This window comes from Qipengyuania profundimaris (assembly GCF_030717945.1).
Lineage (GTDB): Bacteria > Pseudomonadota > Alphaproteobacteria > Sphingomonadales > Sphingomonadaceae > Qipengyuania > Qipengyuania profundimaris.
Map to the genome: position 1 here is coordinate 2,541,053 of NZ_JAVAIM010000001.1, position 25,447 is coordinate 2,566,499.

Genomic DNA, 25,447 nt, shown 5'->3' on the forward strand with positions numbered 1-25,447 from the left:
ATGAGGTGCGGTTGGAGTTTAGCAATGGCTGGTTTGCATCCAGAGGCGTGGTGTCGCCGAGGTCCGATATTCGGTGGTAAGTGGACGTCGAAGATACGAGACTGAGCGACCCCAACTGGGCCGATACCGGACTGTCCGTTCTTGGTCTCACCTCGGGCGATGACGACCTCTACGGGGCCATAAGTCGGTGCGAGACGTTACCATTACATGACCATGCACTTTACCCGCGCAGGGCGCGGAAAACCCCTTCTCCTTGTCCACGGACTAGGAGCTACTTCCGGCTCGTGGGACACGATCTCGCCTGCGCTTTCTCAAGTTAGGGAGGTGATCGCCATAGACCTACCCGGCCATGGGCAGACACCCGAAGAGGCCGACAGCGGAACGTTCGACGGTCTCGCGCGGAGTCTGGACGACTGGCTCGGCGCGGAAAGTCTCGCAGGTATCGACATGGTTGGGAGCTCGCTGGGCGCTCGCCTTGTGCTCGAGATGGCGCGGCGTGGCCGAGCGGGCGCAGTTGTCGCATTGGATCCGGGCGGCTTCTGGCAGGGGTGGGAGCGTACCTTCTTCAAAGCGACCATAACGCCATCGGTTGCCCTGGTTCGCGCGCTGCGACCGGCGCTTTCTGCCATTACCGGAAATGTCGCAGGCCGGACCGCGCTGATGGCCCAGCTTTCTGCAAGGCCTTGGGAACTCGACCCGGCCTTCGTCGCGCGTGAACTCAGGTCATTGGCTAATACGCGGACCGTCAATTCGCTCGTGAAGGACCTCGCCAACGGCGCAATGCAAGAGGGACCTGCGAAAACAGCTGAGCCCGTTGTCATCGGCTGGGGACGCAAGGATCGGCTGTGTCTACCGCAGCAGGCGGATCGCGCGATCAAAGCATTTCCCGAAGCGACGCTGCACTGGTTCGAACGTAGCGGACACTTTCCCATGTGGGATCAGCCAGAGGAGACCATTCGCGTGATTTTGCATGCAATGAGCACCTTGGCATCGGGATAATACTGCGACTGGCCGGCTCGCAAAGTGAGGCGAAAGCAGGGGACAGTCCCATTGCAAGGTCCTTTGTCGGGTCGTTTGCAGACAATCAGCTATCGTCTGCGTGGCGACTTCAATCGCCCTCACCGCGAATCGTAAACATATCCCAGCGAGCGCACCGTCCTCACTCGCTCGCCCGCTCCGGCGGCGCGCAGGGCCTTGCGGAGGCGGCCGATCCAGACGTCGACGGTGCGTTCGTCGATCGGCGGTTCCTGCTTGCCGAGCGCTTCGATCAGGTCGGCGCGGGTGAGCACGCGGTTGGGGTTCTGGGCGAAGAAGCGCAGCAGGCGGAACTCGTTGGGTCGCAGATCCAGCGGCTCGCCTGCCCAGCGGGCCTGCAAGGCAGCGGCATCGATGGTCAGCTCGCCCAGTTCGAGCCGCTCGGCAATGCCCGGCTGGCCGCAGCCTGCCTGCAGCGCCATCACCCGGTCGAGCACCTGTGTGCGGTCGAGCGGGCCGACCATGTAATCGTCCGCCCCCGCCTTCAGCGCGCGGCGCTTGTCCGCCGCGTCGTCCTCTTCCAGCACGATGGTGATGTGCGCATCCTCCGTGCGCGGATCGGCGCGCAGGCGGCGGCACATTTCGAGGCCGGACAGATCGTCCATCACCCAGTCGACAAAGGCGCAGACCGGGCCCTCCACCACGCGGTGCGGCCCGTCGGGATAGAGGCGACCGAAGGCATAGCGGGTTTCGCCATGCATAAAGTCTTCGAGAGTTTCGCCCAACCGGCCGGTCAGGAAGATATTGATAGCTTGCACGCGGTTCTCGTCCCACCCTGTCGGGCAAGCGATGGCGCGGGCATGTGACGCGATTGTGACCGTCGGCGCGACGGTTGTAACACTTTGCGCGCAGCTGATTTTCGTCAGCCGTCCTTCAGCGTCAGCGACCAGTCTCGCGGCGCGGTGGACGCCACGCCGACCGGCATTTTCGGCACATAGGGTCCCTCCAGCCGCGCGACTTCGTCCTCACTCAGGTCGAGCGTCATCGCCTCGACCGCGGCGGCGATATGCCCGTCCTTCGTCGCACCAATGATCGGGGCCGTGATCCCCTTGGCGAAGTGCCACGCCAGCGCCACTGTCGCCCGCGACGTCCCGCGCGCCTCGGCGATCTCGCCGACCGCCTCGACGATCTTGCGATCAGCCTCGGGCGTCTGGGTATAGAGCATTTTGCCGAAACCGTCGGTCTCGCTGCGCACCGTGCTTTCGTCCCATGCACGGGCGAGCTTGCCGCGCGCCAGCGGGCTCCACGGGATAAGGCTCACGCCCTGGTCGCGGCAGAGCGGGATCATCTCGCGCTCCTCCTCGCGGTAGAGCAGGTTCACGTGGTTCTGCATCGAGATGAAGCGGGTCCAGCCATTGACGCGTGCCACTTCCTGCGCCTTGGCGAATTGCCACGCGGCCATGCTCGAGGCGCCGATGTAGCGCGCCTTGCCCACCTTCACGATGTCGTGCAGCGCCTCCATCGTTTCCTCGATCGGCGTGTGATCGTCCCAGCGGTGGATCTGGAACAGGTCGACATAGTCCATGTTCAGCCGCGCCAGGCTGTCGTCGATCGCCTGCATCAGGCTCTTGCGCGACAAGCCGCCCGCATTGGGCGCCTGTCGCCACGGCAGGAACGCCTTGGTCGCCAGCACGATTTCGTCGCGCTTGGCGAACTCGGGCAGCAGCTTGCCGACCACTTCCTCCGACGCGCCCATCGAATACATGTTCGCCGTGTCGAAGAAATTGATCCCCGCCTCCACCGCCTCGCGGATGAAGGGGCGGCTTTCGTCCTCGCTCAGCACCCAGTCGCCGTGCCAGCCCTTGCTGGTGTCGCCATAGCTCATGCAGCCGAGGCACAGGCGCGACACCTTGAGGCCGCTCGGGCCGAGATTGACGTATTCCATGTATCGATCCTTTTTCAGCTGCGGCTGCTTCCTGCTGGCGGGGCGACAAAGGCGACAGTGTGTCGCCCGTTTCTCGCTCACCTAAACTTCTAATTTCACGGACTTATCTCGAAAACTCGCCGGGCGACACTCTGCGACATAGCCCCCCCCGGAACCCGCCATCGGGGCAGGAAGGTATCCGTCGCAGATCGGGGCCGAGTAGGAAAGACCGGCGGCCCGCGCTCAGGCCAGCGTCATGCCGCCATCGACTCGAATGGTCTGGCCGACGACGTAATCGGCCAATGGCGAGGCCAGGAATAGCGCCGCGCCCGCCATGTCCGCACGCGTACCCATGCGGCCTGCGGGGATGCGCGCGATGGCCCCGGCGGTGCGCTGCTCATTGTCGGTCGTCACCTTGGTGAGCTTGGTCGGGACCAGACCCGGTGCGATGCCGTTCACGCGGATGCCCTCGCCCGCCCAGGCCTGCGCGAGGCTGCCGACGAGGCTCACCGCGCCGGCCTTGCTCGCGGCATAGGCCGGATTGCCGATCATCGCGTGAAAGGCGCCGACCGAACTGACCACGATCAGCGAGCCGCCGCCATCGGCGAGTTTCTCCCGCACCGCGCGAGCACAATCCATCAGCGAGTCGAGATTGACGGCCATCACCGCGTCCCAGCCTTCGCGCTCGAACTCCTCGCGGCGGTAACGCACGATGCCTTGGCACAGCACGACGACATCGAGCCGCTCGGGCAGGTCGAACGCCGCCACAGCCTCGCGGTCGGCCACATCGAGCGAGCCGAAGTGCAGGCCGGTAAGGTCGCTCCCCTCCTCAGCGGAGTAATCGTCCGCAGAGCCGCGTGTCCCGGTAACGTGCACCGTCGCCCCGCGCTCGCGGAAGCCGTGGGCGATGCCGTTGCCGATCCCGCTCGTGCCTCCGATCACGAGAACGGTCTGGCCGGAATAGTCGAGCGGATCGGTCATGCGGGCCTCCTCAGATCGAGCGCGAGATCACTTCCTTCATGATCTCGTTCGTGCCGCCAAAGATGCGGGTGACGCGCGCGTCCCGCCATAGGCGGGCGATGGCATATTCGTTCATGTAGCCCGCCCCGCCATGCAGCTGCAGTGCGGCATCGCAGACTTCCCATTGCAGGTCGGTGTGCCACAGCTTGGCCGCGCTGGCCTCGTCGGTGGTGAGCTCGCCCGCAAGGTGCTTCTTGATCGCCCAGTCGAGATGCGCCCAGCCGACCTGCAGCTTGGCTTTCAGATCGGCCAGCGTGAACTTGGTGTTCTGGAATTCGAACACGGTCTTGCCGAAGGCCTTGCGATCCTTGGTGAACTTCACCGCTTCGTCGAACGCGCGCTGCGCGCCGGCCTGCGCGCCCACTGCAATGCCGAGGCGTTCCTGCGGCAGTTCCTCCATCAAATGGATGAAGCCGCGCCCCTCCCCGCCAAGCAGGTTTTCGGCCGGGACGCGACAATCATGAAAGAACAGTTCCGATGTATCGGCCGAATGCTGGCCGATCTTGTCGAGATTGCGCCCGCGCTCGAAGCCCGGCGTATCGGCATCGACCAGCACCAGGCTGGTGCCCTTCGCGCCCTGGCTCGGATCGGTCTTGGCGACCACGATCACGCAATCGGCGTTCTGGCCGTTGGTGATGTAGGTCTTGGAGCCGTTGACGATCAGGTGATCCCCGTCGCGCGCGGCGGTGGTGCGGATGCCCTGCAAGTCGCTGCCTGCGCCCGGTTCGGTCATGGCGATGGCGGTGATGATGTCGCCCGACACCATGCCGGGGAGGTATTTCTGGCGCTGTTCTTCTGTGCCGAGGCGCTCGAAATAGTTGGCCGTGATGTCGTTCTGCAGCGTGAACCCGGCGGAGGAGCCGAGATAGCTCAGTTCCTCGGTGATCACGCAGTTGAAGCCGAAATCGAGGCCGAGGCCGCCGTTCTCTTCCTTGACCGTGGGGCACAGCATGCCGGCATCGCCCAGCGCTTTCCACGCCTCGCGCCCGACGATGCCCTCTTCCTCGTGGCGGTCGAGATGCGGCGTCATATGCTCGGCGAAGACCTTGCGCACGGTGTCACGGAAGGCTTCGTGGTCTTCGTTATAGGCGGTGCGATAGCTGGTATCGAGCATGGTTCAGGCTCCCTGAAAACGTGCGAGGCGCTGCGTAATGATTTCCTCCGCCTCGGCCATGATGCGGTCGATCAGTTCCTTGCAGGTCGGAATGTCGTCGATCAGCCCGGCAACCATGCCGCAAGACCAGGCGCCTGCATCCATATCGCCTTCGGTCATGATGCGCGGATAGACGCCCGCGACCTGCTCGATGATATCCTCGAACTTGAGGTCCGCACCCTTCTCCTTCTCGATCTGGAGCAGTTCTTCGACCGCGTCATTGGTCATTACGCGTTCGGTATTGCGCAGCGGGCGCATGACGAGGCGGGTGTCGAGCTCGCTCGCCGCGACGATCGCCTTCTTCACGTTTTCGTGCACCGGCGCTTCCTTGGTGGCGATGAAGCGCGTGCCCATGTTCATGCCTTCCGCGCCCATGGCGAGGCTGGCGACGAGGCTGCGGCCGTCGGCCATGCCGCCGCTGGCCACGAAGGGGATTTCCAGTTCGTCCGCCGCGCGGGGCAGCAGGATCATGTTCGGAATGTCGTCCTCGCCCGGGTGCCCGCCGCATTCGAAGCCGTCGACCGATACGGCATCGCACCCGATCGACTGCGCCTTGAGGCTATGGCGCACGCTGGTGCATTTGTGGATCACCTTGACCCCGGCGTCCTTGAAGAACGGCAGCACTTGTGCGGGATTGTTGCCAGCGGTTTCGACGGCCTTCACGCCGCCGTCGATGATCGCCTTGACGAGACCTGGATAGTCGGGTGCGTTGACGGTCGGCAGGAAGGTGAGGTTCACGCCGAAGGGCTTGTCGGTCATGTCCTTGCACTTGGCGATCTCGTTGGCGAGCTTTTCGGGCGTGCCCAGCGTGAGGCCGGTGATGATGCCGAGGCCACCCGCATTGGACACCGCCGCGGCCATTTCCGCAAAGCCGACATAGTGCATGCCGCCCTGGATGATGGGATGCTCTATGCCGAAGAGTTCGGTAATGCGGGTTTTCATGAAGCTGCCTCTCTCACAGTTGCTTTTCGCAACCGGTATCGGGCAGGCGGGCGAGAGTCTAGCTCTTCGCTAGGCTCTGCAATGCAGCGAGCAAATCGACGCCGCTCGCCGTAAGGGAAAGCTCTTCGCCTACGCGTTCGGCCAGCCCCTCGCGTTCGAGGTTCTCCCCCGAAAGGCGACGCTGCACGCGGCCGTAGCTGCCGCCATGATAGATTAGCGGCTCCGCATCGCGCCGGTCGAAATCGACCACTTCGCCGAGGAAGATGGCGTGGTCGCCGCCCTCGTATTCGAAGCGCGCGCGGCAGCCGAAGCGGGCCGCGCAACCCTCGATCAAGGGCGCGCCTTCCGGGCCGTCGGTAGCGGTAAGCCCGGCAAACTTGTCCTCGCCCGGCTGGGCAAAGCGATCCGACATGTCCTGCTGGTCCGCGGCCAGCACATGCACCGCCCAGTTCTCCGCATCGCGAAAGACCTTCAGCGTGCGCGATTGCAGCGAGAGGCTCCACAAGACCATCGGTGGATCAAGGCTGACCGAATTGAAACTGTTCGCAGTGAGGCCGAACGGCTGCCCCTCCTCGTCGCGCGCAGTCACGATCGTGACGCCGGTCACGAAGGTCCCCAGGGCATCGCGGAAGGCGTGGGCGTCGAACATCGCCGATCAGCTAGGGCCGTAGGACCGGAAGGGCAAGGCTCAGGCGGGCGCGGGGCAATAGCGGGCGAGATAATCGCCATGCGCAGGCAGGCGTTCGACCAGCCAGCGGATCGACTGTTCGATCCCGTCGACCTCGCCGCCCATCACGTCCGGCCCGACGCTGTCGGCCATGGCATTGCGGCTGCCGGGCATGACCCCCTGCCCCATCATCACCGCCGCCCAGCTGGTTTCCGTGAACAGTTCGTCGTCCTCGCGGAATATCTGGCCGTTGGACCGGAACAGCTCGACCTTCTCGGTCAGCGTGTCGGGCACGTCCATCGTGCGGCAATAGTTCCAGAACTCGGAATCGTCGCGCTCGGTCGCGTTGTAATGCAGGATCAGGAAGTCGCGGATCCGCTCGAACTCCTTGCCGGTCAGGCGGTTGAAGGCATCGCGCTGCGTATCGGTGATCCCGTCGAACGACAGTATCGCGATCAGCTTGGTGATTGCGGTATTGATCAGGTGGATGCTGGTCGATTCCAGCGGTTCCATGAACCCGCCCGACAAGCCGACCGCCACGACGTTGCGGTTCCAGAACTTCTTGCGCCGCCCGGTGGTGAAGCGCAGGAAATTCGGGTCCGCAGTGGGCTTACCCGCGAGGTTGTTCACGAGGATATCGTGCGCCTCGTCGTCCGACATGTAGCGGCTGCAATAGACATGGCCGTTGCCGTTGCGATGCTGCAGTGGGACCTGCCATTGCCAGCCCGCTGCGTGGGCCGTCGCGCGGGTGAATGGTGGCGGCCCGCTGCCATCGTCGCGATTGCAGGGCAGGGCCACCGCGCGGTCGCAGGGGAGCCAGTGGGTCCAGTCCTCATACCCGGTCTCCAGCGCCTGTTCGATCAGCAGTCCGCGGAAGCCGGAGCAATCGATGAACAGGTCGCCGTCGATCCGCTCGCCGCTCTGCAGCGTGATTGCCGCGACATCACCGCTCTCGCCGTCGAGCGCGACGTCGTCCACCCGACCCTCCTGCCGGATCACGCCGCGCGTTTCGGCATAGCGGCGCAGGAATTGCGCATAGCGTCCGGCATCGATGTGGTAGGCGTAGTTCATCGGCGGCAGGTCCTGCCCGCGCTGGTAGTCTTCCTGCCGGGCGAACTTGCCGAAATGCGCCGCCATGGTCTCGAGGTTGAAAACCTGGATGGGGCGCTTGTCTCCTCCAGCCTTCAGCCGGTGCCAGACATGGTGGAAAGCAACGCCGTCGATCTCGTAACCGTAATTGCCGAAGGGGTGCAGGTAGCTGTCGCCCCGGCGGCCCCAGTTTGTGAACTGGATGCCCAGCTTGAAGGTCGCCTGGCAGGCCGCCATCATCTCGCGCTCGTCGATCTGCAGCGCCTGGTTGAAACCGACGAAGGGCGGGATGGTAGCCTCGCCCACCCCCACCGTGCCGATCGCTTCCGATTCGACCAGCGTGATGCGCAGCTCGCGCGCGGCCTTCAGGCGCGAAAGCGCTGCTGCCGCCATCCACCCGGCAGTGCCGCCGCCGACGATTACGATATGTTCGATTGCCATGTCCCGTCCCATGCCAGTTTGCGTAAGCTGTTGCTAGTATGCCACGCATTCGTTGTGAACGTTCATACATCGGGTTGTGAACGCTCACAACCGGCGGTATGTGACGTTGCGAAGACACTTCAAGGTGTCTCCAGTCTTGGGACTAGGGAGGAAACATGTCTCTGAAATCCAATCGAATTGCGCCGGTCGCGCGCCGAATCGCCGCGCTCACCACCGCATCCAGCCTCGCACTGGTCGCCACACAACCGGCCTTCGCTCAGGATGCGCAGGACGACGATAACGAACCCGTCGTCGAAGACAGCGAGAACACGATCATCGTCAGCGGCTTCCGCCGCTCGCTGGAAACGGCCCAGGATTTCAAGCGCGAAGCCGACACTGTCGTCGACGCCATCGACGCCGAAGATATCGGCGCGCTGGCCGACCGGTCGGTCGCCGAAGCGCTACAGCGCGTCCCCGGTGTGAACATCAGCCGCTTCGAAGGCGCCGACGATCCCGACCGGTTCTCGGTCGAGGGCACCGGCGTCATCATCCGCGGCCTCCCCTATGTCCGGTCGGAACTTAACGGCCGCGACATCTTCTCGGCCAATGGCGGCCGGACCCTGTCCTTCAACGACGTTTCGCCCGAGCTGCTCGGCCGCGTCGAAGTGTTCAAGAACGTCACCGCCGACATGGTCGAAGGCGGCATCTCGGGCACGGTCAACCTCGTCACCCGCAAGCCGCTCGACAATCCGGGCTTCAACCTGGCCGGCACGATCGAAGCCAATATCGGCGATCTGGCCGAAGAATGGTCGCCCGGCTTCTCGATCCTCGGATCGAACACCTTCGACCTGCCCGGTGGCAGCGTGATCGGCATCCAGCTGGCCTATGCTCAGCAGGAACTGGTCACCCGCACCGACGCCTCGCAGATCACCGACCCCTGCTACCGTCCGCGCGACCTGACAACCGGCGGCTGTTTCCGCGTCGCTCCGACGACCGACGCAGGTTTCGGCGAACAGGAATTCGACGCGACCAACTTCCCGCCCGACGACAGCGTGATCGTACCCCAGGGCGGCGGCGTTCGCACCACCGACCTGGAGCGTGACCGCCGTGCCTTTTCCGGTGTGTTGCAATGGGAGAGCGCCACTGGCGACGCCGTCATCACGGCAGAATACCTGCGCGCCGAGACCGATACGTCGCTCGACGAATTCTCCGGCCTAGCACTGGTCAACAACCCGGCCTTCTTCCCCTTCTATGTCGACGGAACGACGCCGGTTATCGAAGGCAACCGCGTCGTTTCGGGTACGCTGACCCAGGTTTCGGACTTCGGCGTTCAGGCGCTGCCCACCGAATTCCTCCGCTTCCAGCAGCGCGGCGAGGCGATGACCGAGGATTTCTCGCTCGATCTCGAATTCCAGCCGACCGATCGCCTGCGCCTCAACGCGGAAGTGCAATACATCAACTCGACGCGCGAAGCGGCCGGGTTCATCGCGGCAACGCAGACCTATTCGAATATCTTCTTCGACTTCCGCGAGGAAACCCCGGAGATCCGCTTCCTGCAGCCCGGCACCGGCGATTCTCCGGCATCCTATTTCACCGATCCGAGCCGCACGTTCTACTGGTTCAATCTGGACAATCAGGAAGACAACGAGGGCGAGCTCTACAGCACTCGCATCGATGCCGAATACGACATCAGCGATACCGGCTTCTTCCGCAGCGCCCGCTTCGGCGCTCGCTGGGCCGATCGCAGCCGCGTCACCCGCAATTCCAACTACACCAACTGGAGCAATCTGGGCGCGGTGTGGGCTGGCCGTAACGGCAATTGGAACTGCGACGATTATCAGGCCTTCGGTTGCGGCGGCGCCTATATCGCCGACTTCCCCGAACTGGCAGAAGTTCGCACGCCGTTCGGCGAAGACTTCCAGCGCGGCAATGCGCCGGTGCCCTTCGGCGACGGATCGGCCTTTTACTTCGGTCCGGACAATCTGGTCGACGCCTATCTCAACGGCGACCTGACCGGTCCGCTGGCGGAGGTGCGCGCCTTCACGCTGACGCCCGAAGGCCGCGGCCTGATCTTCGAGCGCACGAACCCGGACGGCACGCCTTGCGATCCGTTCTGTCAGGGCGACATCTCGGATGTCGAAGAATCGACCACCGCCGGCTATGTCCGCGTCGACTTCGGTACCGACTTCGGCAACGGCATGAGCCTGACCGGCAACATCGGCCTGCGCTATGTCGACACGGAAATCCGCGTGGGCGGACGTATCCAGTTCCCGACTGCCTTCGGACTGGGCTTCACCGATCCGAACACGGAGGTCACCCCTGCTGTGCTGCGGGCGCGCTGCGCCGAGCTCGGCGGAGGCGGGCCGGGCGATCCTCCCGGCAGCGTTCCGGGCCTCGAATACTGCCAGCTTTCGGATGCGCGACTGGCCGAATTCGCCTCTCGTTACACGGGCGAGATCCTGCAGGATAACGACAACATCGGCTTCGATCACTGGTTGCCGAGCTTCAATGCCAAGCTGGACTTCGGCAACGGCATGATCCTGCGTGGTGCGGTGTCGCGGAATATCGAGCGTCCCGATCTGGCAGCGTTCCAGACCGGCGGTACGATCGGCCGTAATACCGGGGCCTTGGCGAACGACGGGCTACTCGATACCGGTCGCCTTTTCGCCATCACCTCGGGCAACCGCTTCCTGCGGCCGACCACAGCATGGAATTACGACATCTCTGCCGAGTGGTATTTCGACGACGTGGGCTCAATCACTGCGGCCTTCTTCCTCAAGGACCTGCAAGGCGTATTCAACAACGGCGCGGAAAACCGCACCTACACCAGCCCGAGCGGCGTCGATATCGATCTGGTATACAACTCGACCTTCAATATCGACGATGGCGTGATCAAGGGTGTCGAAGTCGCCTACCAGCAGACCTACGACTTCCTGCCAGGCCCGCTATCAGGCCTCGGTTCGCAGCTGACCTACACCTATGTGGATCCGGGCGAACTCAACAATGTATTGAATGGCGCGAACCCGATTGCTGCCAGCCTGCCGCTCGTCGGCGTGTCGGAGCACACGGTGAATGCCACGGTGTTCTATGAGAAGGGGCCGATCTCGGCACGTGCGGCCTACAACTGGCGCTCCGAATACCTGCAGACGCCACGCGACGTGATCTTCCCGTTCTCGCCAATTTACGGCGAGGCGACGGGACAGCTCGACGCTTCGATCTTCTATGCTGTCACCGACAATGTGAAGATCGGCGTACAGGGCGTGAACCTGCTCGATGAGGTCACCAAGACGAGCTACGTGATCGATTTCGATGGCACGCGGGTCATCCGCTCCGCCTTCCGCAACGATCGCCGCTTTACGTTCCTGGCGCGCTTCGATTTCTAAGCGGCACCAGTGAATTGAACCAAGGCGATGGGCCCGGTCGAAAGATCGGGCCCATCTTCAATCGGGTGAGCGTTTGACCAGGCGTCGTTGCAAGCCTGCGGCAACGCGGTACAAGCGGCTCGCAAACGCAGCATAGGGGGTTATCGATGGCAAGGCGGCGACAATCCGTCACCATCAAGCACGTGGCAGCCGACGCAGGGGTTTCCCTGCAGACGGTGAGCCGCGTCATCAACAACGAGCCCAATGTCCGCCCCGAGATGAAGAAGCGGGTTCAGGACAGCATCGACAAGCTCGGCTATGTCCCCTCGATCGCGGCCCAGCGCATGAGCGGTTCGCGGTCCTACCTGATCCTGGCGATCAACGACCGGGCACGTACCATCGCGGACTGGCAGGCCCGGCTCGGCACCGACTGGGTCGACCAGATGCTGCTCGGCGGCATGCTCGCCAGCGGCGAGCGCGGCTACCGCATGCTGGTGGAACTGGTCGACACGCATAACGACCATGTCGAACGGGAGCTGTCGGCGGCCATTGCCGCATTGCAGCCCGACGGCGTCATCCTGACACCGCCGCACTCGGACAATCCGCTGATCACCGGCTTGCTGGCAAAACGGAACATACCTTTCGCCCGTATCGGTTCGAAAGCGGCCGGGCCGGGGATCGCCATGACGATGGGCGACGAGCATCTCGCTGCGATCGCCACCGATCACCTGATCGAGCTCGGCCATCGGCGGATCGGCTTCATTGCCGGACCTGACGATTACAGCCTCGCCGACTGGCGTATCGACGGCTGGCGCGGCGCGATGGAGCGTGCGGGCTTCGACGCAAACGGTCTGTGCGAGCGTGGCGACTTCGGATTCGAGAGCGGGCTGGCTGCCGCTCGCTCCTTGCTCGACCTGCCCGACCCGCCGACCGCGATCATCGCCAGCAGCGACCAGATGGCCGTAGCCACGCTCGAGGTCGCACGGGCAGACGGTCTTTCCGTACCGGACGATTTGTCGCTGATCAGTTTCGACAATACCCCGATCGTGCGCTTTACCGAACCGCCGATGACTGCGCTCGACCAGCCGATCGCGGCGACGACCGCCAAGGCCGTGGAACTCCTGATCGACGGTGAACCGCGAACCGGAGACGAGGAGCCAATCGTAATGGAAGGCAGCCTCGTAGTGCGCGGATCGACTGGCCGGGTGCCCCAGCGTGCTGTCAACTGACGCGGACCAGCCTGCCGCACTGCAGTCGGCTCGCTTCCTCTGGCTCTACGCGCTGGCAGCCGCCGGTGGTGCCGTCGCCTATGTGCCTTTCCTCACCATCTTGCTGCCTGAGCGGATCGCAGCGTTCTCGGGACAGGAGAAAGTCGAGACGCTGGCCTATGGTGCCTTCGCCGGTGCCATAGCAGCTAGCTTGGCGAATATCGGGTTCGGCTGGGCAAGCGATCGCACCGCCTCGCGACGGCCCTGGATTTACACCGGGCTTGTCCTTTCTAGCATACTCATCGTCGCGATGCGCGAGGTAGATAGCCTTACGACCTTACTCGTCATGCTCGTGTGCTGGCAGATCGCGCTGAACATGATGCTCGGCCCGCTTTCAGCCTGGGCGGGTGATCATGTGCCCGACGCGCAGAAAGGTTTTCTCGGCGGCCTCCTTGCCTTCGCCCCGGCGCTCGGAGCCTTGTCGGCGGCAATCGTCACTATTCCCGGCCTTGCCGAGGCAGACATGCGACTCATCATCGTCGCGCTGCTGGTCGCCACCATGGTCCTGCCGGTCATGCTGTTCGGCAAGCCGCGCCCAATGCCGCAACTGATGGAGACGGACGCGACGCCGGAGCCCCGCCCCGCCACCGGGCGCATCACGATTGCCCGCATGTGGTTGGCGCGGCTGCTGGTCCAGATTGCCGAGGCCGCGCTATTCGCCTTTCTGCTGTTCTGGTTCCGCAGCATCGACGAGGCCGTGACCGACAACGACACGGCGCTCGTCTTTGCCATCGTCCTGGGGCTTTCCGTTCCGCTTGCGTTACTCGCAGGGCGCTGGTCGGACCGAGGCAATCGCCCCTTCCGTCCCCTTACCCTGGGCGCAGGCCTCGGCGCTGTCGGTCTCGTCGCAATGGCAGCAGCAGACGATCTTTCGACCGGGATCGCAGGCTATATCCTGTTCGGCCTTGCGACGAGCGTGTTCCTCGCCCTGCATTCCGCCCAAACCCTGCGCGTCCTTCCAAAGCCGAGAACGCGCGGACGCGATCTCGGCCTGTTCAATCTTACCAACACCGTGCCCTCTTTGATCATGCCATGGCTCACGCTGGCAATGGTGCCGGTACTGGGTTTCTCGGCGTTGTTCCTGCTCCTTGCGGTGCTGTGCGCGGTGGCCTGTGTAATTCTGTGGACGATCCAGCGCCGCTAGCCGCTTGACCTGCCAGCGGGTCCGTGGCACCTCTCTTGGGAACGTTCTCAATAGGGATCCGAGGACGTGGGAGATAGCGAATGAAGCGTTGGGTCTGGGCCGGAGCGGCAGCATGTGCTCTGGCGGGTTGCACACAGGTTTCCGAGGTCGAACGGCCTGTCGTTGCCGCCGCGCCGGCGAGCGAGGACGCGGCGATTGCCGACATCGTCTCGCGCATGAGCCTGGAGCGCAAGGTCGCCCAGCTGATCCAGCCGCAGATCAACTCCTTCACCGCCGAGGACATGGAGCGCTATCGCTTCGGCAGCTATCTCAACGGCGGTAACGGCGGCCCCTATGGCGACGAATTCGCGCCGCCTGCCGAGTGGCTGCGCCTCGCCGACGAGATGTTCGATGCATCGACCCGGCCCCTGCCAGATGGCGAGCCGGTGATCCCGACGATGTGGGGCACGGACGCAGTCCACGGCCACACCAACGTGATCGGCGCAACGATCTTCCCGCACAATATCGGCCTTGGTGCGACGCGCGATGCCGACCTGCTGCGCCGCATCGGCCGCGCAACCGCCCGCGAGATCGAGGCGACCGGGATCGACTGGAACTTCTCGCCCACCGTGGCGGTCGCGCGCGACGATCGCTGGGGGCGGACCTATGAAAGCTATTCCGAAGACCCACAGATCGTCGCTCCTTTAGGGGCCGCTTTGGTCGAAGGCCTGCAGGGCGCCAAAGGGGCGGAGGATTTTCTCGGCGACGGACGCGTTATCGCAACTGCCAAGCATTTCTTCGGCGATGGTGGCACCACGCAGGGCATCGATACCGGCGACGTGAACGGCGACATGGATGCGCTCAAGGCAATTCACGCCGTGCCCTATCCCCCCGCCATCGATGCCGGGGTGCAGGTCGTGATGGCCAGCTTCAATTCGATCAACGGCGTGAAGATGCACGGCAACGAGGCGCTGCTGACCGGCGTCCTGCGCGACGAAATGGGCTTCGACGGGCTGGTCGTCGGCGACTGGAACGGTCACGGCCAGGTCAAGGGCTGCACCGTCACCGACTGCGCGCAATCGCTCAAAGCGGGCCTCGACATCTACATGGTCCCCGACGATTGGAAGGGGCTGATGGACACGCTGGTCGCGCACGTGAGCGACGGCACGATCCCGATGGCGACGCTCGACCGTGCGGTGACGCGAATCCTGCGCGTCAAGATGCGCGCCGGGCTGCTGGACGCCGATGTCGCCAAGCCATCGGAGCGCGGACTGGGCCGCGATCTCTCGGTCATCGGCTCCGCCGACCATCGCGCGATTGCGCGCGAGGCGGTGGCCAAATCCCAAGTCATCCTCAAGAACAGCGGCGTGCTGCCGCTTAAGCCGGGCGCCGACATCCTGATCGCAGGCGAGGCGGCGGACCAGGTGTGGCGCGCTTCCGGTGGCTGGACGTTGACCTGGCAGGGCGGGCCGGACCTGACGGACGAGTATTTCCCCGGTGCAACCTCGATCGGCGACGGCATCGAGCAGGCTGCGCGGGAGAGCGGCGGTTCTGCGACCTATTCAGCGGACGGCAGTTACTCCGCCAAGCCCGACGCGGCGATTGTAGTCTTCGGCGAGGAAGCCTACGCCGAGTTCTACGGCGACCGGAAAACGCTGGTGTTCCGCGACGAGGAAGGGCTGGATCTGCTGCGCAAGTTCGACGCCGCAGGCGTCCCGACAGTCGCAGTGTTTCTTTCCGGGCGCCCCATGTGGATGAACCGCGAAATCAACGCTGCCGACGCCTTCGTGGCGAGCTGGCTGCCAGGGGGCGAAGGTGCCGGCGTGGCAGATGTGCTGTTCGGCAAGCGCGAGGCGACCGGGCGTTTGTCCTTCAGCTGGCCCACCGACTGCGGCGGCAAGCCGGTCAACGGCGCCCAGGGTGCGTTGTTCGAAGTCGGCTACGGACTCAGCCTCACGCAGCAGCTCGCTCCGCAGAATCTATCGGAGGAATGCGCCTATCTAGAGGAAGCACCGTCGGCCGACTGGTTTGCCAACGGTCGTCTTGCCTCAGAGGTGACTGCCACGTCCGGCGGCACCGCTCTGGTCGGCCTGCGCGGAAATGCCGGTGGCATCGCAGCGCGCGGCTTCGATCGCCTGCGACAGGAAGACGCCCGCGAGATCGAATTCGCACCCGGCGCTTCGCTGCAGCTTAGCGGCCCGGCATCGGATGGTGCCGCATACCGCATCGCCTATTCGCTACCCGCCGCACCGACTGCGCCGGTTACGGTCAGGATCGGTGACACCGTGCTGGACGTGACGGACGAATTCCGCGTCGGCGGCGGCAAGGGCTGGCGCGAAATGGTATTGACGCAAAGCTGTATCGCCGACCTCGCGGACACGATCACGATTACATCCGAAGGACCGCTGACGATGCAGATCGCCGGTATCGCTCGGCAGGATGTGCCCGAAGGGACCGATTGCTCGTTCTAGGTCTGGTCGAGTTTCGCATTCGTGAATTCGTATTTGCTCTGGAATGCCAGAATATAATGGCGCAGGCATTGCGCAGGGATGACACGCCGCCCGGCAGGGCGCGTGCTTGGGAGGAACTGAAATCATGGCACTAGCACCCGACGTCGCGTCGAGCACCGATCCGCATCCGGTCGAGGACGAGGGCAGCGGCATCAATGCCCCCGGCCTGCAGTATTTCGTCTTCGGCCTGTTCTTCATCTTCGGCGGCATCACCTCGCTCAACGATGTGATCATCCCGAAGCTGAAAGAGCTGTTCACGCTCAACTATACACAGGCGATGCTGGTGCAGTTCTGCTTCTTCACCGCCTATCTGGTGATTGGCATCCCGGGCGCGAAGCTGGTCAAGCGCATCGGCTATATGCGCGGTGCGGTGGCGGGTCTGCTGACGATGATGGTCGGCTGCCTGATGTTTATCCCGGCCAGCCAGACGGCAACCTATTGGGTGTTCCTGCTGGCGCTGTTCGTGCTCGCAAGCGGGGTGGTGATCGTTCAGGTCGTCGCCAATCCGCTGATCTCGCTGCTCGGCCCGCAGAAGACGGCGCATAGCCGGCTGACATTCGCGCAGGCGTTTAACAGCCTTGGCACCACGATCTTCCCAATCGTCGGTGCGGCCGTCATACTGGGCAGCCTGGCCAATGTCACGGCCGACCAGCTTTCGGGTGCCGAACTGCAGGTCTATCGTCAGGCGGAGAGCGAGGCGATCTGGCAGGGCTATCTCGGCGTAGCCGTCCTGATCGCGCTGGTGGCTGCCGCCGTGTGGATGTTCCGCAACCGCCTCGAAGGCGAGAAGCACGAAGCCTCGTCGGGCCTCGCCGGCCTCGACCTGCTGAAGCGCAGCCGCTTCGGTTATGGGGCGCTCTGCATCTTCCTGTACGTCGGTGCGGAAGTCTCGATCGGCTCGATCATCATCAACTATCTCGCGCAAGACCGTGTGCTCGGCCAGCCGGAAAGCGTGATCGGCTGGATGATCGGCCTCTATTGGGGCGGCGCGATGATCGGCCGGTTCATCGGCTCCTACTTCCTGCGCGTCTTCTCGCCTGGTAAGATCCTCGCCTTCAATGCGACGGGTTCGATCCTGTTGATCCTCATCAGCACCATGACCACCGGCGAAGTCGCGGCTTACAGCCTCCTCGCAGTGGGCCTGATGAACTCGATCATGTTCCCGACGATTTTCTCGCTCGCCTGCGAAAAGCTGGGTTCGCGCGCTGCGGACGGTTCGGGCATCATCAACGTGGCGATCTTCGGCGGGGCCGTCGTCCCGCTGCTCTACGGCGTGTTGGCGGACGTGAGCGGCAGCCTGGCCATCGCCATGATCCTGCCGATCGCCTGCTATGCGATCATCGCTGGCTTCGGCATCTTCGCACGCCGACCTGCCTGATCTCGCACCTGCACAAATTCGGGGGTTCGCAAGGCAGGCTCGCTCTGCCATGCGGCCCCGAACTCTTTTGCCCGATAGGACCGCCCCATGACCGACGCCGAACTCGCCGCCCACCTCGCCCAAGTGGCAGGCAAAATCCTGATCGAGGTGCGCGAGAGCGGCATGTTCGAGGGCAAGAGCCTCGGCAAGGCGGGCGACGAGACGGCCAACCAGTTCCTCTGCCATGCCTTGCGCCAGCAGCGCCCCGAAGACGGCCTGCTGTCCGAAGAGGAAAAGGACAACGCCGCGCGCCTCGACAAGAAGCGCGTCTGGATCGTCGATCCGGTCGACGGCACGCGCGAATATGGCGAAGCGCGCACCGACTGGGCCGTCCATGTCGCGCTCTGCATCGATGGCAAGCCGGAGATCGGTGCCGTCGCCCTGCCCGGCCTCGATTGCGTGCTGCGGACCGACGCGCCGATCGACGTGCCTGCGGCTGCGGAGAAGCCGCGCATGGTCGTGAGCCGCACGCGCCCTGCGGCAGAGGCGGTGAAGGTCTCCGAAGCCATCGGCGCAGATCTCGTCGGTATGGGCTCTGCCGGGGCGAAGGCCATGGCCGTGGTGCGCGGCGAAGCGGAAATCTATCTCCACACCGGCGGCCAGTACGAATGGGACAGCGCAGCCCCTGCCGCCGTCGCCCTCGCCCATGGACTGCACGCGAGCCGGATCGACGGCAGCCCGCTGACCTACAATCAGGCCGACACCTACATGCCGGACCTCCTCATCTGCCGCCCCGAATGGGCCGAGAGAGTCCTGTCGGAAGTTGCCGCACTCGCATCCTAGGGACGCGCGGCAACCGGCCTTGCTCTAGCGGATTTTCGCTTGCTTCCTATTTGCGGTATGGGAGTCGCCGCAGATAGAGAGGACAGCGCCCATGGCCACACAACTCGAGCCCGCAACTCAGACCGACGAAGACGCCTTCCGCGCGGAAGTGCAGCAATTTCTGGCGGACAATTTTCCCGAAGAACTCAAGGGCACCAACAATGCCCTGTCCGGCGTCGACGGCCCGACCAATGAAACCCCCGCCCAGAAAAAATGGCGCGAGGCCATGGGCGCGCGCGGTTGGGGCACGCCGACTTGGCCGAAGGAATACGGCGGCGGCGGCCTGACGAAGGCTCGGGCCAAGATCCTCGAGCAGGAGATGGGCAAGGCCGGGGCCTACAATCCCATCGGCGGAATGGGTGTGATGATGTTCGGCCCGACGCTCCTGGAATATGGCAGCGAGGAGCAGAAGAAAGAGCACATCCCGCCGATCACCCGCGGCGAGATCCGCTGGTGCCAGGGCTACAGCGAGCCCAATGCCGGCTCCGACCTCGCCAATTTGCAGACCTTCGCCGAGGACAAGGGCGATCACTATCTCGTCAACGGACAGAAGACCTGGACCAGCGGCGGGCAGTGGGCGGACAAGTGCTTCGCCATCGTTCGCACCGACAAGAGCGACAAGCACAAGGGCATCAGCTTCATACTGATCGACATGGATTCGCCCGGCGTCGAAGTCCGCCCGATCACCATGATCAGCGGCACGAGCCCGTTCTGCGAAACCTTCTTCACCGATGTGAAGGTGCCGAAGGAGAACCTCGTCGGCGAAGAAGGCCAGGGCTGGACCATCGGCAAGCGCCTGCTCCAGCACGAACGCACCAATATTTCGGGCGGCGGCAGCCTCGCCCGCCTCATGGGCCAGAGCCTCGGCGAGATCGCCAAGAAGTACCAGCCGACCGGCGACGATGGCGAGCTTGCCGATGCCGTGCTGCGCGACAAGATCGCCGATTTCGAGATCCGCTGGAACAGCTTCCTCCTCACCGCGCGCCGCGCTGTCGAAGAAAGCAAGGCGCAGGGCGGCGTGTCCGAGATCAGCTCGGTGCTGAAGAAGCTCGGCACCAAGCTCAGCCAGGAACGCAGCGAGCTTCTGATCGAGATCCGCGGGCTTCAGGGCCTCGGCTGGGAAGGCGACGGCTTCCGCGACAGCGAGCTGGAAGCCGTGCGCGGCTGGCTCTTCGGCAAGGCCACGACGATCTATGGCGGCTCGACCGAAATCCAGAACAACATCATCGCCAAGCGCGTGCTCGGCATGCTCGACCACCAGTAAGGCGCGAGGGACAAGACAATGGCAGTTCTCAACGAAGAACAGGAAATGCTGCGCGACATGGCGCGCGAATGGGCCGTCAACGAAAGCCCGGTCACCGAATTCCGCAAGGTCCGCGCCGGCGGGGAGCCGGAAGCGTTCAATCGCGATGCCTATGCAACCATGGCCGAAATGGGCTGGGCCGGGGTCATCATCCCCGAGGACCATGGCGGTTCGGACTTCGGTTTCATGTCGGCAGGCCTCGTGGTCGAGGAACTCGGCAAGACGCTGACTGCCAGCCCGCTGGTGATGAACACGGTAGCCGCAAGTGCCATCGTGCTGGGTGGCAGTGATGAGCAGAAAGCGAAGTGGCTGCCGAAGCTGGCCAGCGGCGAGGCGATTGCGACGCTCGCCGTCGACGAGGGCACAAAGCACGATCCCTCGAAGATCGAAACCAGCGTTTCGGGCGGGAAGCTAAGCGGCACGAAGGCTTTCGTCCATGAGGCGCATGGCGCCGACCTGTTCGTGGTCGCTGCCAAGGACGGGCTCTACCTCGTCGAGAAGGGCGATGGCGTATCGCTCGCCACGCGCAAGCTGACCGACCAGCGCAGCCATGCAGATGTCACTTTCGACGGCGCGACCGCGGACAAGCTTGCGAACGGCGGCGACAGCCTGCTCGACGACGTCCTCGACCGGGCGCGCGTGCTGACGGCAGCCGAGATGCTCGGCATGGCGCAGCAGGTGTTCGACGATACGCTCGCCTATCTGAAGCAGCGTGTGCAGTTCAACCAGGTGCTCGCCAGCTTCCAGGCGCTGCAGCACCGCATGGCCGACCTCTTCGCCGATCTTGCGCAGATGCGTTCGGCTGTCGAAGCGGGCCTGCAGGCCGTCGATGGCGGCTTCGGCGTGGCGCGGGCGGCGACGATCGCCAAGGCGGAGGCCAACCGCGTCATGCACACCATGGCGAACGAGGGCATTCAGCTACACGGCGGTATCGGCATGACCGACGAATACGACGTGGGCTTCTATCTCAAGCGCGCCCGTGTGCTGGAGCAGAGCTTCGGTTCGTCGAGCTACCTCAAGGACCGCTTCGCCAAGCTGTCGAGCTATTGATGCATAGTGGCGGATCCGCCTAGCGCGGGTCCGCCAGCATTCCTTCGGACAGGATCGACAGATAGGTCCGGATCGCCTCGTCGCGGTCCGCGAACCGCTCTGCCCAGTGACGCGCATCATAGGCCGAGTTCACCGTCGACATGATCACCTGACCCGCAATCAGCGGATCGACCGGGCGAACCGAGCCATCGGCGACGCCGTCCATCAGCATGCCGGAAAAGCGCCGCGCCAGCCGGTTCGAGCGGACGACCACATCGTCCTTGTGATCGGCCTCCAGCGCCTGCAGCGCCGTAGTCCGCAGCAAGGGTGTCGCATCGAAGAACTGCACGTCGATCAACTCGCGCATCACGCTGCAAATCCGCGTCCAGTAGTCCGCATCCAGTTCCAGCCCAGCAATTTGCGCGGCCGAAAGTCGGTCGTAGCTGTGCTGGAAACAGGCAAGCACCAGATCGTCCTTGGCCTGATGGTGATGGTAAAAGCTGCCCTTGGTGACATTGAGGCTCTCTGCGATCCGGTTCACCGATGCGCCGCGATAGCCGAGCCGATTGATCATCACCGTCGCCGCGCGCAGGAAGGCTTCGTTCTGACCGCCCTCCTCATCCTCGCGGGTGCGCCAGTCGCCCGATAGTTCCTGCGGTGTAAAACGCCCGCGTTGCGATGGCAGGCCGTTGGCGAGCACATCGAACAGCCGCGCTTCGATCCGGTCGAAATCGCGCACCGAGTAACGCAGCGACCAGATCGGCCACCACATCATCGCTTCGAGCAGGATATGCGCTCTCGCAGAAAACAGCGCGCGCTGCTCGTTGCTGCTCCACTCGCCGAAAAAGCGCCGCACGATGCCCACCACCCGCAAATAATGCGCCATCAGCGTGTCGTAGGCTTCGGTATCCAGCGTGCGGATTTCGGATAGCGCCGTCGTCAGCCCGCGCTCGCCCGCGCGGATGCGCTTACGCAAGGCGATCTGTCCGGCGATGAAATGCCGTAGGCGCGCCGCCGGATCGGGCTGCTTCAGGGCTGCCTGCGCCATTTCCTCCATCAGCGTCAGCGTTTCGTCGTATACGGCGACGACGAGCTTTTCCTTGCGCGGGAAATAATAGGTCACGCTGGTGGCATTGAGCCCGATCGCGCGGGCAACTTCGGCCAGCGTTGTCGCCTGAACTCCGACCTCGTTGATCAGCACCGAAGCGGCGTGGATGATCGCCCCGCGCTTCTCGTCGAACTTGCGGGTGGAAGCGGGCGCGCTCACGCGAAGAATGTCCCGAGGTCGCGCTTCAGGATCTTGCCGTTGGCGTTGCGCGGCAGCGTATCCTTTACGAAGGCGATGCGCACCGGCACCTTGAACTTGGCCAGCCGGGCCGCGACCCATTCACGCAATTCCTCCTCGGTCGCGGACATGCCGGGAGCGAGGTGGACGACGGCAGCGGGTTCTTCGCCCAAAGTCTTGTGAGGAATGCCGATCAGCGCGGCATCGGTCACTGCGGGGTGGTCGTAGAGCACGTTTTCGACTTCGGAGGAGTAGATGTTCTCCCCGCCCCGGATGATCATGTCCTTGGCCCGGTCCACGATATAGCAGAAGCCGTCCTCGTCCAGCTTCGCAAGGTCGCCGGTGCGCACCCAGCCGTCCACGAAAGTTTCGGCGCTCGCCTCCGGCCGGTTCCAGTAGCCCTTGACCACCATCGGCCCGCGCGCCCACAACTCGCCGACTTCTCCGGCAGGCAATTCCTGCGAGCCGTCCTCGGCCATGATCTTGAGGTCGGCCACGGGCACCGGCGGGCCGCAGCTTTCCGGGCGATTGAGATAGTCTTCGGAATTGTTGCCGGTGACCGTCGCCATGGTCTCAGTCATGCCCCAGCCATTGTGCGGGAGCGCGCCGAATGTTTCATATATCTTGCGGACCAGCTCGGGCGCGGCGGGTGCACCGCCGTATGAGATCGTCTCAAGGCTCGAGAGATCGAATTTGTCCCGCTCGGGATGCTCGATCAACTGCCAGGCGATGGTCGGCACCCCGCCCGTCGAATTCACACCTTCGCGCTCGATCAGGCCGAAAGCCTCCACCGGATCCCATTTGTGCATCATCACGATAGTGTGCCCGGCGACCACCGCGCCCATCAATCCGGCCGAACAGGCGGTGACGTGAAACAGCGGAATGACGAGCAGCGTGACCTTCTGCGCAGGTTCGGGCGGCTCGTCTCCCCGGCGCAAAGCGGCCATGGCAATGCTCCACCCGCCCGACAGGATGTTGGTCGAAAGATTGCGATGCGTGCCTAGCGCGCCCTTGGGCTCGCCGGTCGTACCGCTGGTGTAGAAGATCGTCGCCTCGTCGTCGGGCGCGATGTCGACCTCGGGCAGATCGGCGGCGGGCAGATCGGCGAAAGCTCCCGGTGCGCCGATAATATCTTCCAGACGCTCGGTCCCGGAGGGGTCGGCATCGCAGCGCGACACGAACACTGTCGCGAGTTCGGGCATTTCGTCGCGGTGCTCTGCGATCCGCTCCCAGCGCTCGGCATCGCAGACCAGCAATCTGCTTCCCGAATTAGCGAGGCCGAAGGCGAGCTCCGGCCCGGTCCACCAGGCATTTAGCGGCACGCAGATCGCGCCGATGCAGGTCGCGGCGAAGAAGGCCACCGGCCATTCGGGCAGGTTGCGCATCGCCAGCGCAACCCGGTCGCCCTTCTCCACCCCGCGCTCGCGGAACTCCGCCGCCAGTCGCGCGACAGCCCGGAACCAGGCGTCGTAAGTGACCCGCTCGTCCTCGTAGATCGTGAACAAACGCTCGCCATGCGTACGCCCTGCTTCGGCGATCGCGCGCAGGTTCGGCGGCGCGTTTTTCCACACTCGCGTCTGCACGCAGCGAATATCGACCCGATCCATTTCGAAGCGCTGGCCCGGCGCGGTCAATCGCGCGGTGGCATCTTCCCGGCTCATGGCCGGCCAGCCCGCAGGCGTGGTCCAGCCGATCGCGGTCGCGAGATCGTTCATTGCATCCCTCTCGTACGCCGCGTCTGTCGCGCGACTCCCTCTCCAGGGCATCTTACTAAACCTGCCTCCCCTTCCGACGCAAGCGCGGTTCGAAGCTCAGGTATGAGGGTGGCAAGAGAGAACAGAATCGCTATGCGGGCAAAACGGAAGCATAGGTATGCAAGAGAGGAGAGGCGCATGTTCGATCTGGCCGAGGCCGGTTCGCTGGGATTCGATGCCGGCAGGCTGGAGCGGATACCCGATTTCCTGAGGCAGACCTATATCGACAATGGGCGCCTGCCGAATGCCCAGCTGGTCGTCGCGCGTAGCGGCACGCCGGTCCACTATACGCGGCTTGGCGCAATGGGCGAGGACGGGCGCGACCTGCCCGACGATGCGCTGTTCCGCATCGCCAGCATGACCAAACCGGTGACCTCGATCGCCTTCATGCAGCTGATCGAGCGGTGTGAGGTCGCGCTGGAGGATCCGGTCACGAAGGTATTCCCGGAATTTGCCGACCTCAAGGTCTATGCTGGGGGTGGCGGTTCGATACCTTTCGCTCCCGGAGCCCCGGCGCACCCGATGCGCTTCGTCGACCTGCTGACGCATATGTCGGGCTTCACCTACGGTTTGCAGAACCGCAACAATCTCGACGCCGCCTATCGCGAGCACAATTTCGACTTCGCCCGCGACCACCTCGAGAGCGACGAGTTCGTTGCCCGGCTCGCGAAGCTGCCGCTCGAGTTCGCGCCGGGACAAGGCTGGAACTACTCGGTTTCCACTGACGTGCTTGGCATCGCGGTCGAGCGGATCAGCGGGATGCGGCTGGGCGAGTATTTCGAGAAGCACATCTTCGCCCCTCTCGGCATGACCGACACGCGGTTCGGCGTGAAGGAAGCCGACCTCGACCGGCTGGTCGATGCCTATGCCTACCGCCCCGGCCAGTCGCCGCGCATGATCAGCGCGGGCAAGACCAGCAAGCTCGCGCAGCCCGGCACGTTCGACAGCGGCGGCGGCGGGCTTGTCGGTTCGATCGCAGATTATCACCGCTTCGCCACCATGCTGCTGAATGGCGGGGTTTTGGACGGTGCGCGCATCGTCAGCCCCAAGACGCTGCGGCTGATGCGCACGAACCACTTGCCGAACAATGCCGACCTCACCGAGATGTCGAGCAGTCTGTTCTCCGAAGCCAATAATGCCGGAACCGGCTTCGGCCTCGGCTTCGCCATGGTGATCGATCCGGCTAAGACGCTGATGCCCAGCAGCCTAGGCGAGTTCTACTGGGGCGGCGCTTATTCGACGGCCTTCTTCGTCGATCCCGTAGAGCAGATCACGTGTGTCTTCATGACGCAGGTCTATCCCTCGTCCACCTATCCGATCCGGCGCCAGCTCAAGACGCTGATCTATTCCGCCCTCACCGAAACCTATGCCTGAGGAGACCCGA

The 25,447-nt window shown here is 64.1% G+C and carries 19 protein-coding genes; 10 read left to right on the forward strand and 9 right to left on the reverse strand.

Annotated elements, in window-relative coordinates; translation table 11 throughout:
- The first annotated feature begins 207 nt into the window (after nucleotides 1-207).
- A complete protein-coding gene (locus Q9K02_RS12560) occupies nucleotides 208-999 on the forward strand; it encodes an alpha/beta fold hydrolase (protein WP_305933202.1) in 792 nt (263 codons plus the stop codon).
- Between the two features lie 119 nt (nucleotides 1,000-1,118).
- Here the strand turns inward: Q9K02_RS12560 and Q9K02_RS12565 are convergent, their stop codons facing one another.
- The 7 genes from Q9K02_RS12565 to Q9K02_RS12595 form a co-directional block, all read right to left on the reverse strand.
- Nucleotides 1,119-1,793, reverse strand: a complete 675-nt coding sequence (locus tag Q9K02_RS12565) for a response regulator transcription factor (RefSeq protein WP_305933203.1) — start codon at nucleotides 1,791-1,793, stop codon at nucleotides 1,119-1,121.
- 104 nt (nucleotides 1,794-1,897) lie between these two features.
- Entirely contained in the window at nucleotides 1,898-2,920 is a 1,023-nt protein-coding gene (locus Q9K02_RS12570; RefSeq protein ID WP_305933204.1) for an aldo/keto reductase, read from the reverse strand.
- 222 nt (nucleotides 2,921-3,142) lie between these two features.
- Entirely contained in the window at nucleotides 3,143-3,880 is a 738-nt protein-coding gene (locus Q9K02_RS12575) for an SDR family NAD(P)-dependent oxidoreductase (RefSeq protein ID WP_305933205.1), read from the reverse strand.
- Between the two features lie 10 nt (nucleotides 3,881-3,890).
- Entirely contained in the window at nucleotides 3,891-5,033 is a 1,143-nt protein-coding gene (locus Q9K02_RS12580) for an acyl-CoA dehydrogenase family protein (protein ID WP_305933206.1), read from the reverse strand.
- A 3-nt stretch (nucleotides 5,034-5,036) separates the two neighbouring features.
- On the reverse strand, nucleotides 5,037-6,014 hold the full coding sequence (locus Q9K02_RS12585; protein ID WP_305933207.1) for an NAD(P)H-dependent flavin oxidoreductase: 978 nt from the start codon (nucleotides 6,012-6,014) through the stop codon (nucleotides 5,037-5,039).
- 58 nt (nucleotides 6,015-6,072) lie between these two features.
- Complete coding sequence (locus Q9K02_RS12590) at nucleotides 6,073-6,663, reverse strand: flavin reductase family protein (protein WP_305933208.1); 591 nt, start codon at nucleotides 6,661-6,663, stop codon at nucleotides 6,073-6,075.
- Between the two features lie 39 nt (nucleotides 6,664-6,702).
- The gene (locus Q9K02_RS12595; RefSeq protein ID WP_305933209.1) at nucleotides 6,703-8,211 is read right to left on the reverse strand and encodes a tryptophan halogenase family protein; all 1,509 of its coding nucleotides are present in this window, start codon (nucleotides 8,209-8,211) and stop codon (nucleotides 6,703-6,705) included.
- Between the two features lie 155 nt (nucleotides 8,212-8,366).
- Here Q9K02_RS12595 and Q9K02_RS12600 point away from each other — a divergent pair, with 155 nt between their 5' ends.
- The 8 genes from Q9K02_RS12600 to Q9K02_RS12635 all read left to right on the forward strand — a co-directional run bounded on the left by Q9K02_RS12600 (nucleotide 8,367) and on the right by Q9K02_RS12635 (nucleotide 21,045).
- On the forward strand, nucleotides 8,367-11,573 hold the full coding sequence (locus tag Q9K02_RS12600; protein ID WP_305933210.1) for a TonB-dependent receptor: 3,207 nt from the start codon (nucleotides 8,367-8,369) through the stop codon (nucleotides 11,571-11,573).
- A 146-nt stretch (nucleotides 11,574-11,719) separates the two neighbouring features.
- Nucleotides 11,720-12,781, forward strand: a complete 1,062-nt coding sequence (locus Q9K02_RS12605; RefSeq protein WP_305933211.1) for a LacI family DNA-binding transcriptional regulator — start codon at nucleotides 11,720-11,722, stop codon at nucleotides 12,779-12,781.
- On the forward strand, nucleotides 12,768-13,964 hold the full coding sequence (locus Q9K02_RS12610; protein ID WP_305933212.1) for an MFS transporter: 1,197 nt from the start codon (nucleotides 12,768-12,770) through the stop codon (nucleotides 13,962-13,964). The genes Q9K02_RS12605 and Q9K02_RS12610 overlap by 14 nt, the downstream gene beginning before the upstream one ends.
- An 80-nt stretch (nucleotides 13,965-14,044) precedes the next feature.
- On the forward strand, nucleotides 14,045-16,414 hold the full coding sequence (locus tag Q9K02_RS12615) for a glycoside hydrolase family 3 protein (protein ID WP_305933213.1): 2,370 nt from the start codon (nucleotides 14,045-14,047) through the stop codon (nucleotides 16,412-16,414).
- Nucleotides 16,415-16,538: 124 nt separating this feature from the next.
- Nucleotides 16,539-17,831, forward strand: coding sequence for a sugar MFS transporter (locus Q9K02_RS12620; RefSeq protein ID WP_305933214.1), 1,293 nt, complete (start codon nucleotides 16,539-16,541; stop codon nucleotides 17,829-17,831).
- Nucleotides 17,832-17,918: 87 nt separating this feature from the next.
- On the forward strand, nucleotides 17,919-18,653 hold the full coding sequence (locus tag Q9K02_RS12625; protein ID WP_305933215.1) for a 3'(2'),5'-bisphosphate nucleotidase CysQ: 735 nt from the start codon (nucleotides 17,919-17,921) through the stop codon (nucleotides 18,651-18,653).
- Nucleotides 18,654-18,744: 91 nt separating this feature from the next.
- Nucleotides 18,745-19,956 (forward strand): acyl-CoA dehydrogenase family protein, encoded by a 1,212-nt coding sequence (locus Q9K02_RS12630; RefSeq protein ID WP_305933216.1) that lies wholly within the window; start codon nucleotides 18,745-18,747, stop codon nucleotides 19,954-19,956.
- Nucleotides 19,957-19,974: 18 nt separating this feature from the next.
- Nucleotides 19,975-21,045, forward strand: a complete 1,071-nt coding sequence (locus tag Q9K02_RS12635) for an acyl-CoA dehydrogenase family protein (RefSeq protein ID WP_305933217.1) — start codon at nucleotides 19,975-19,977, stop codon at nucleotides 21,043-21,045.
- A 19-nt stretch (nucleotides 21,046-21,064) separates the two neighbouring features.
- Here Q9K02_RS12635 and Q9K02_RS12640 read toward each other — a convergent pair whose 3' ends face one another.
- Complete coding sequence (locus Q9K02_RS12640) at nucleotides 21,065-22,291, reverse strand: TetR/AcrR family transcriptional regulator (protein WP_305933218.1); 1,227 nt, start codon at nucleotides 22,289-22,291, stop codon at nucleotides 21,065-21,067.
- On the reverse strand, nucleotides 22,288-24,024 hold the full coding sequence (locus Q9K02_RS12645; protein WP_305933219.1) for a class I adenylate-forming enzyme family protein: 1,737 nt from the start codon (nucleotides 24,022-24,024) through the stop codon (nucleotides 22,288-22,290). The genes Q9K02_RS12640 and Q9K02_RS12645 overlap by 4 nt, the downstream gene beginning before the upstream one ends.
- Before the next feature lie 177 nt (nucleotides 24,025-24,201).
- On the opposite strand from Q9K02_RS12645, the gene Q9K02_RS12650 reads away from it, so the two are divergent.
- Complete coding sequence (locus Q9K02_RS12650) at nucleotides 24,202-25,437, forward strand: serine hydrolase domain-containing protein (protein ID WP_305933220.1); 1,236 nt, start codon at nucleotides 24,202-24,204, stop codon at nucleotides 25,435-25,437.
- Nucleotides 25,438-25,447: the final 10 nt, after the last annotated feature.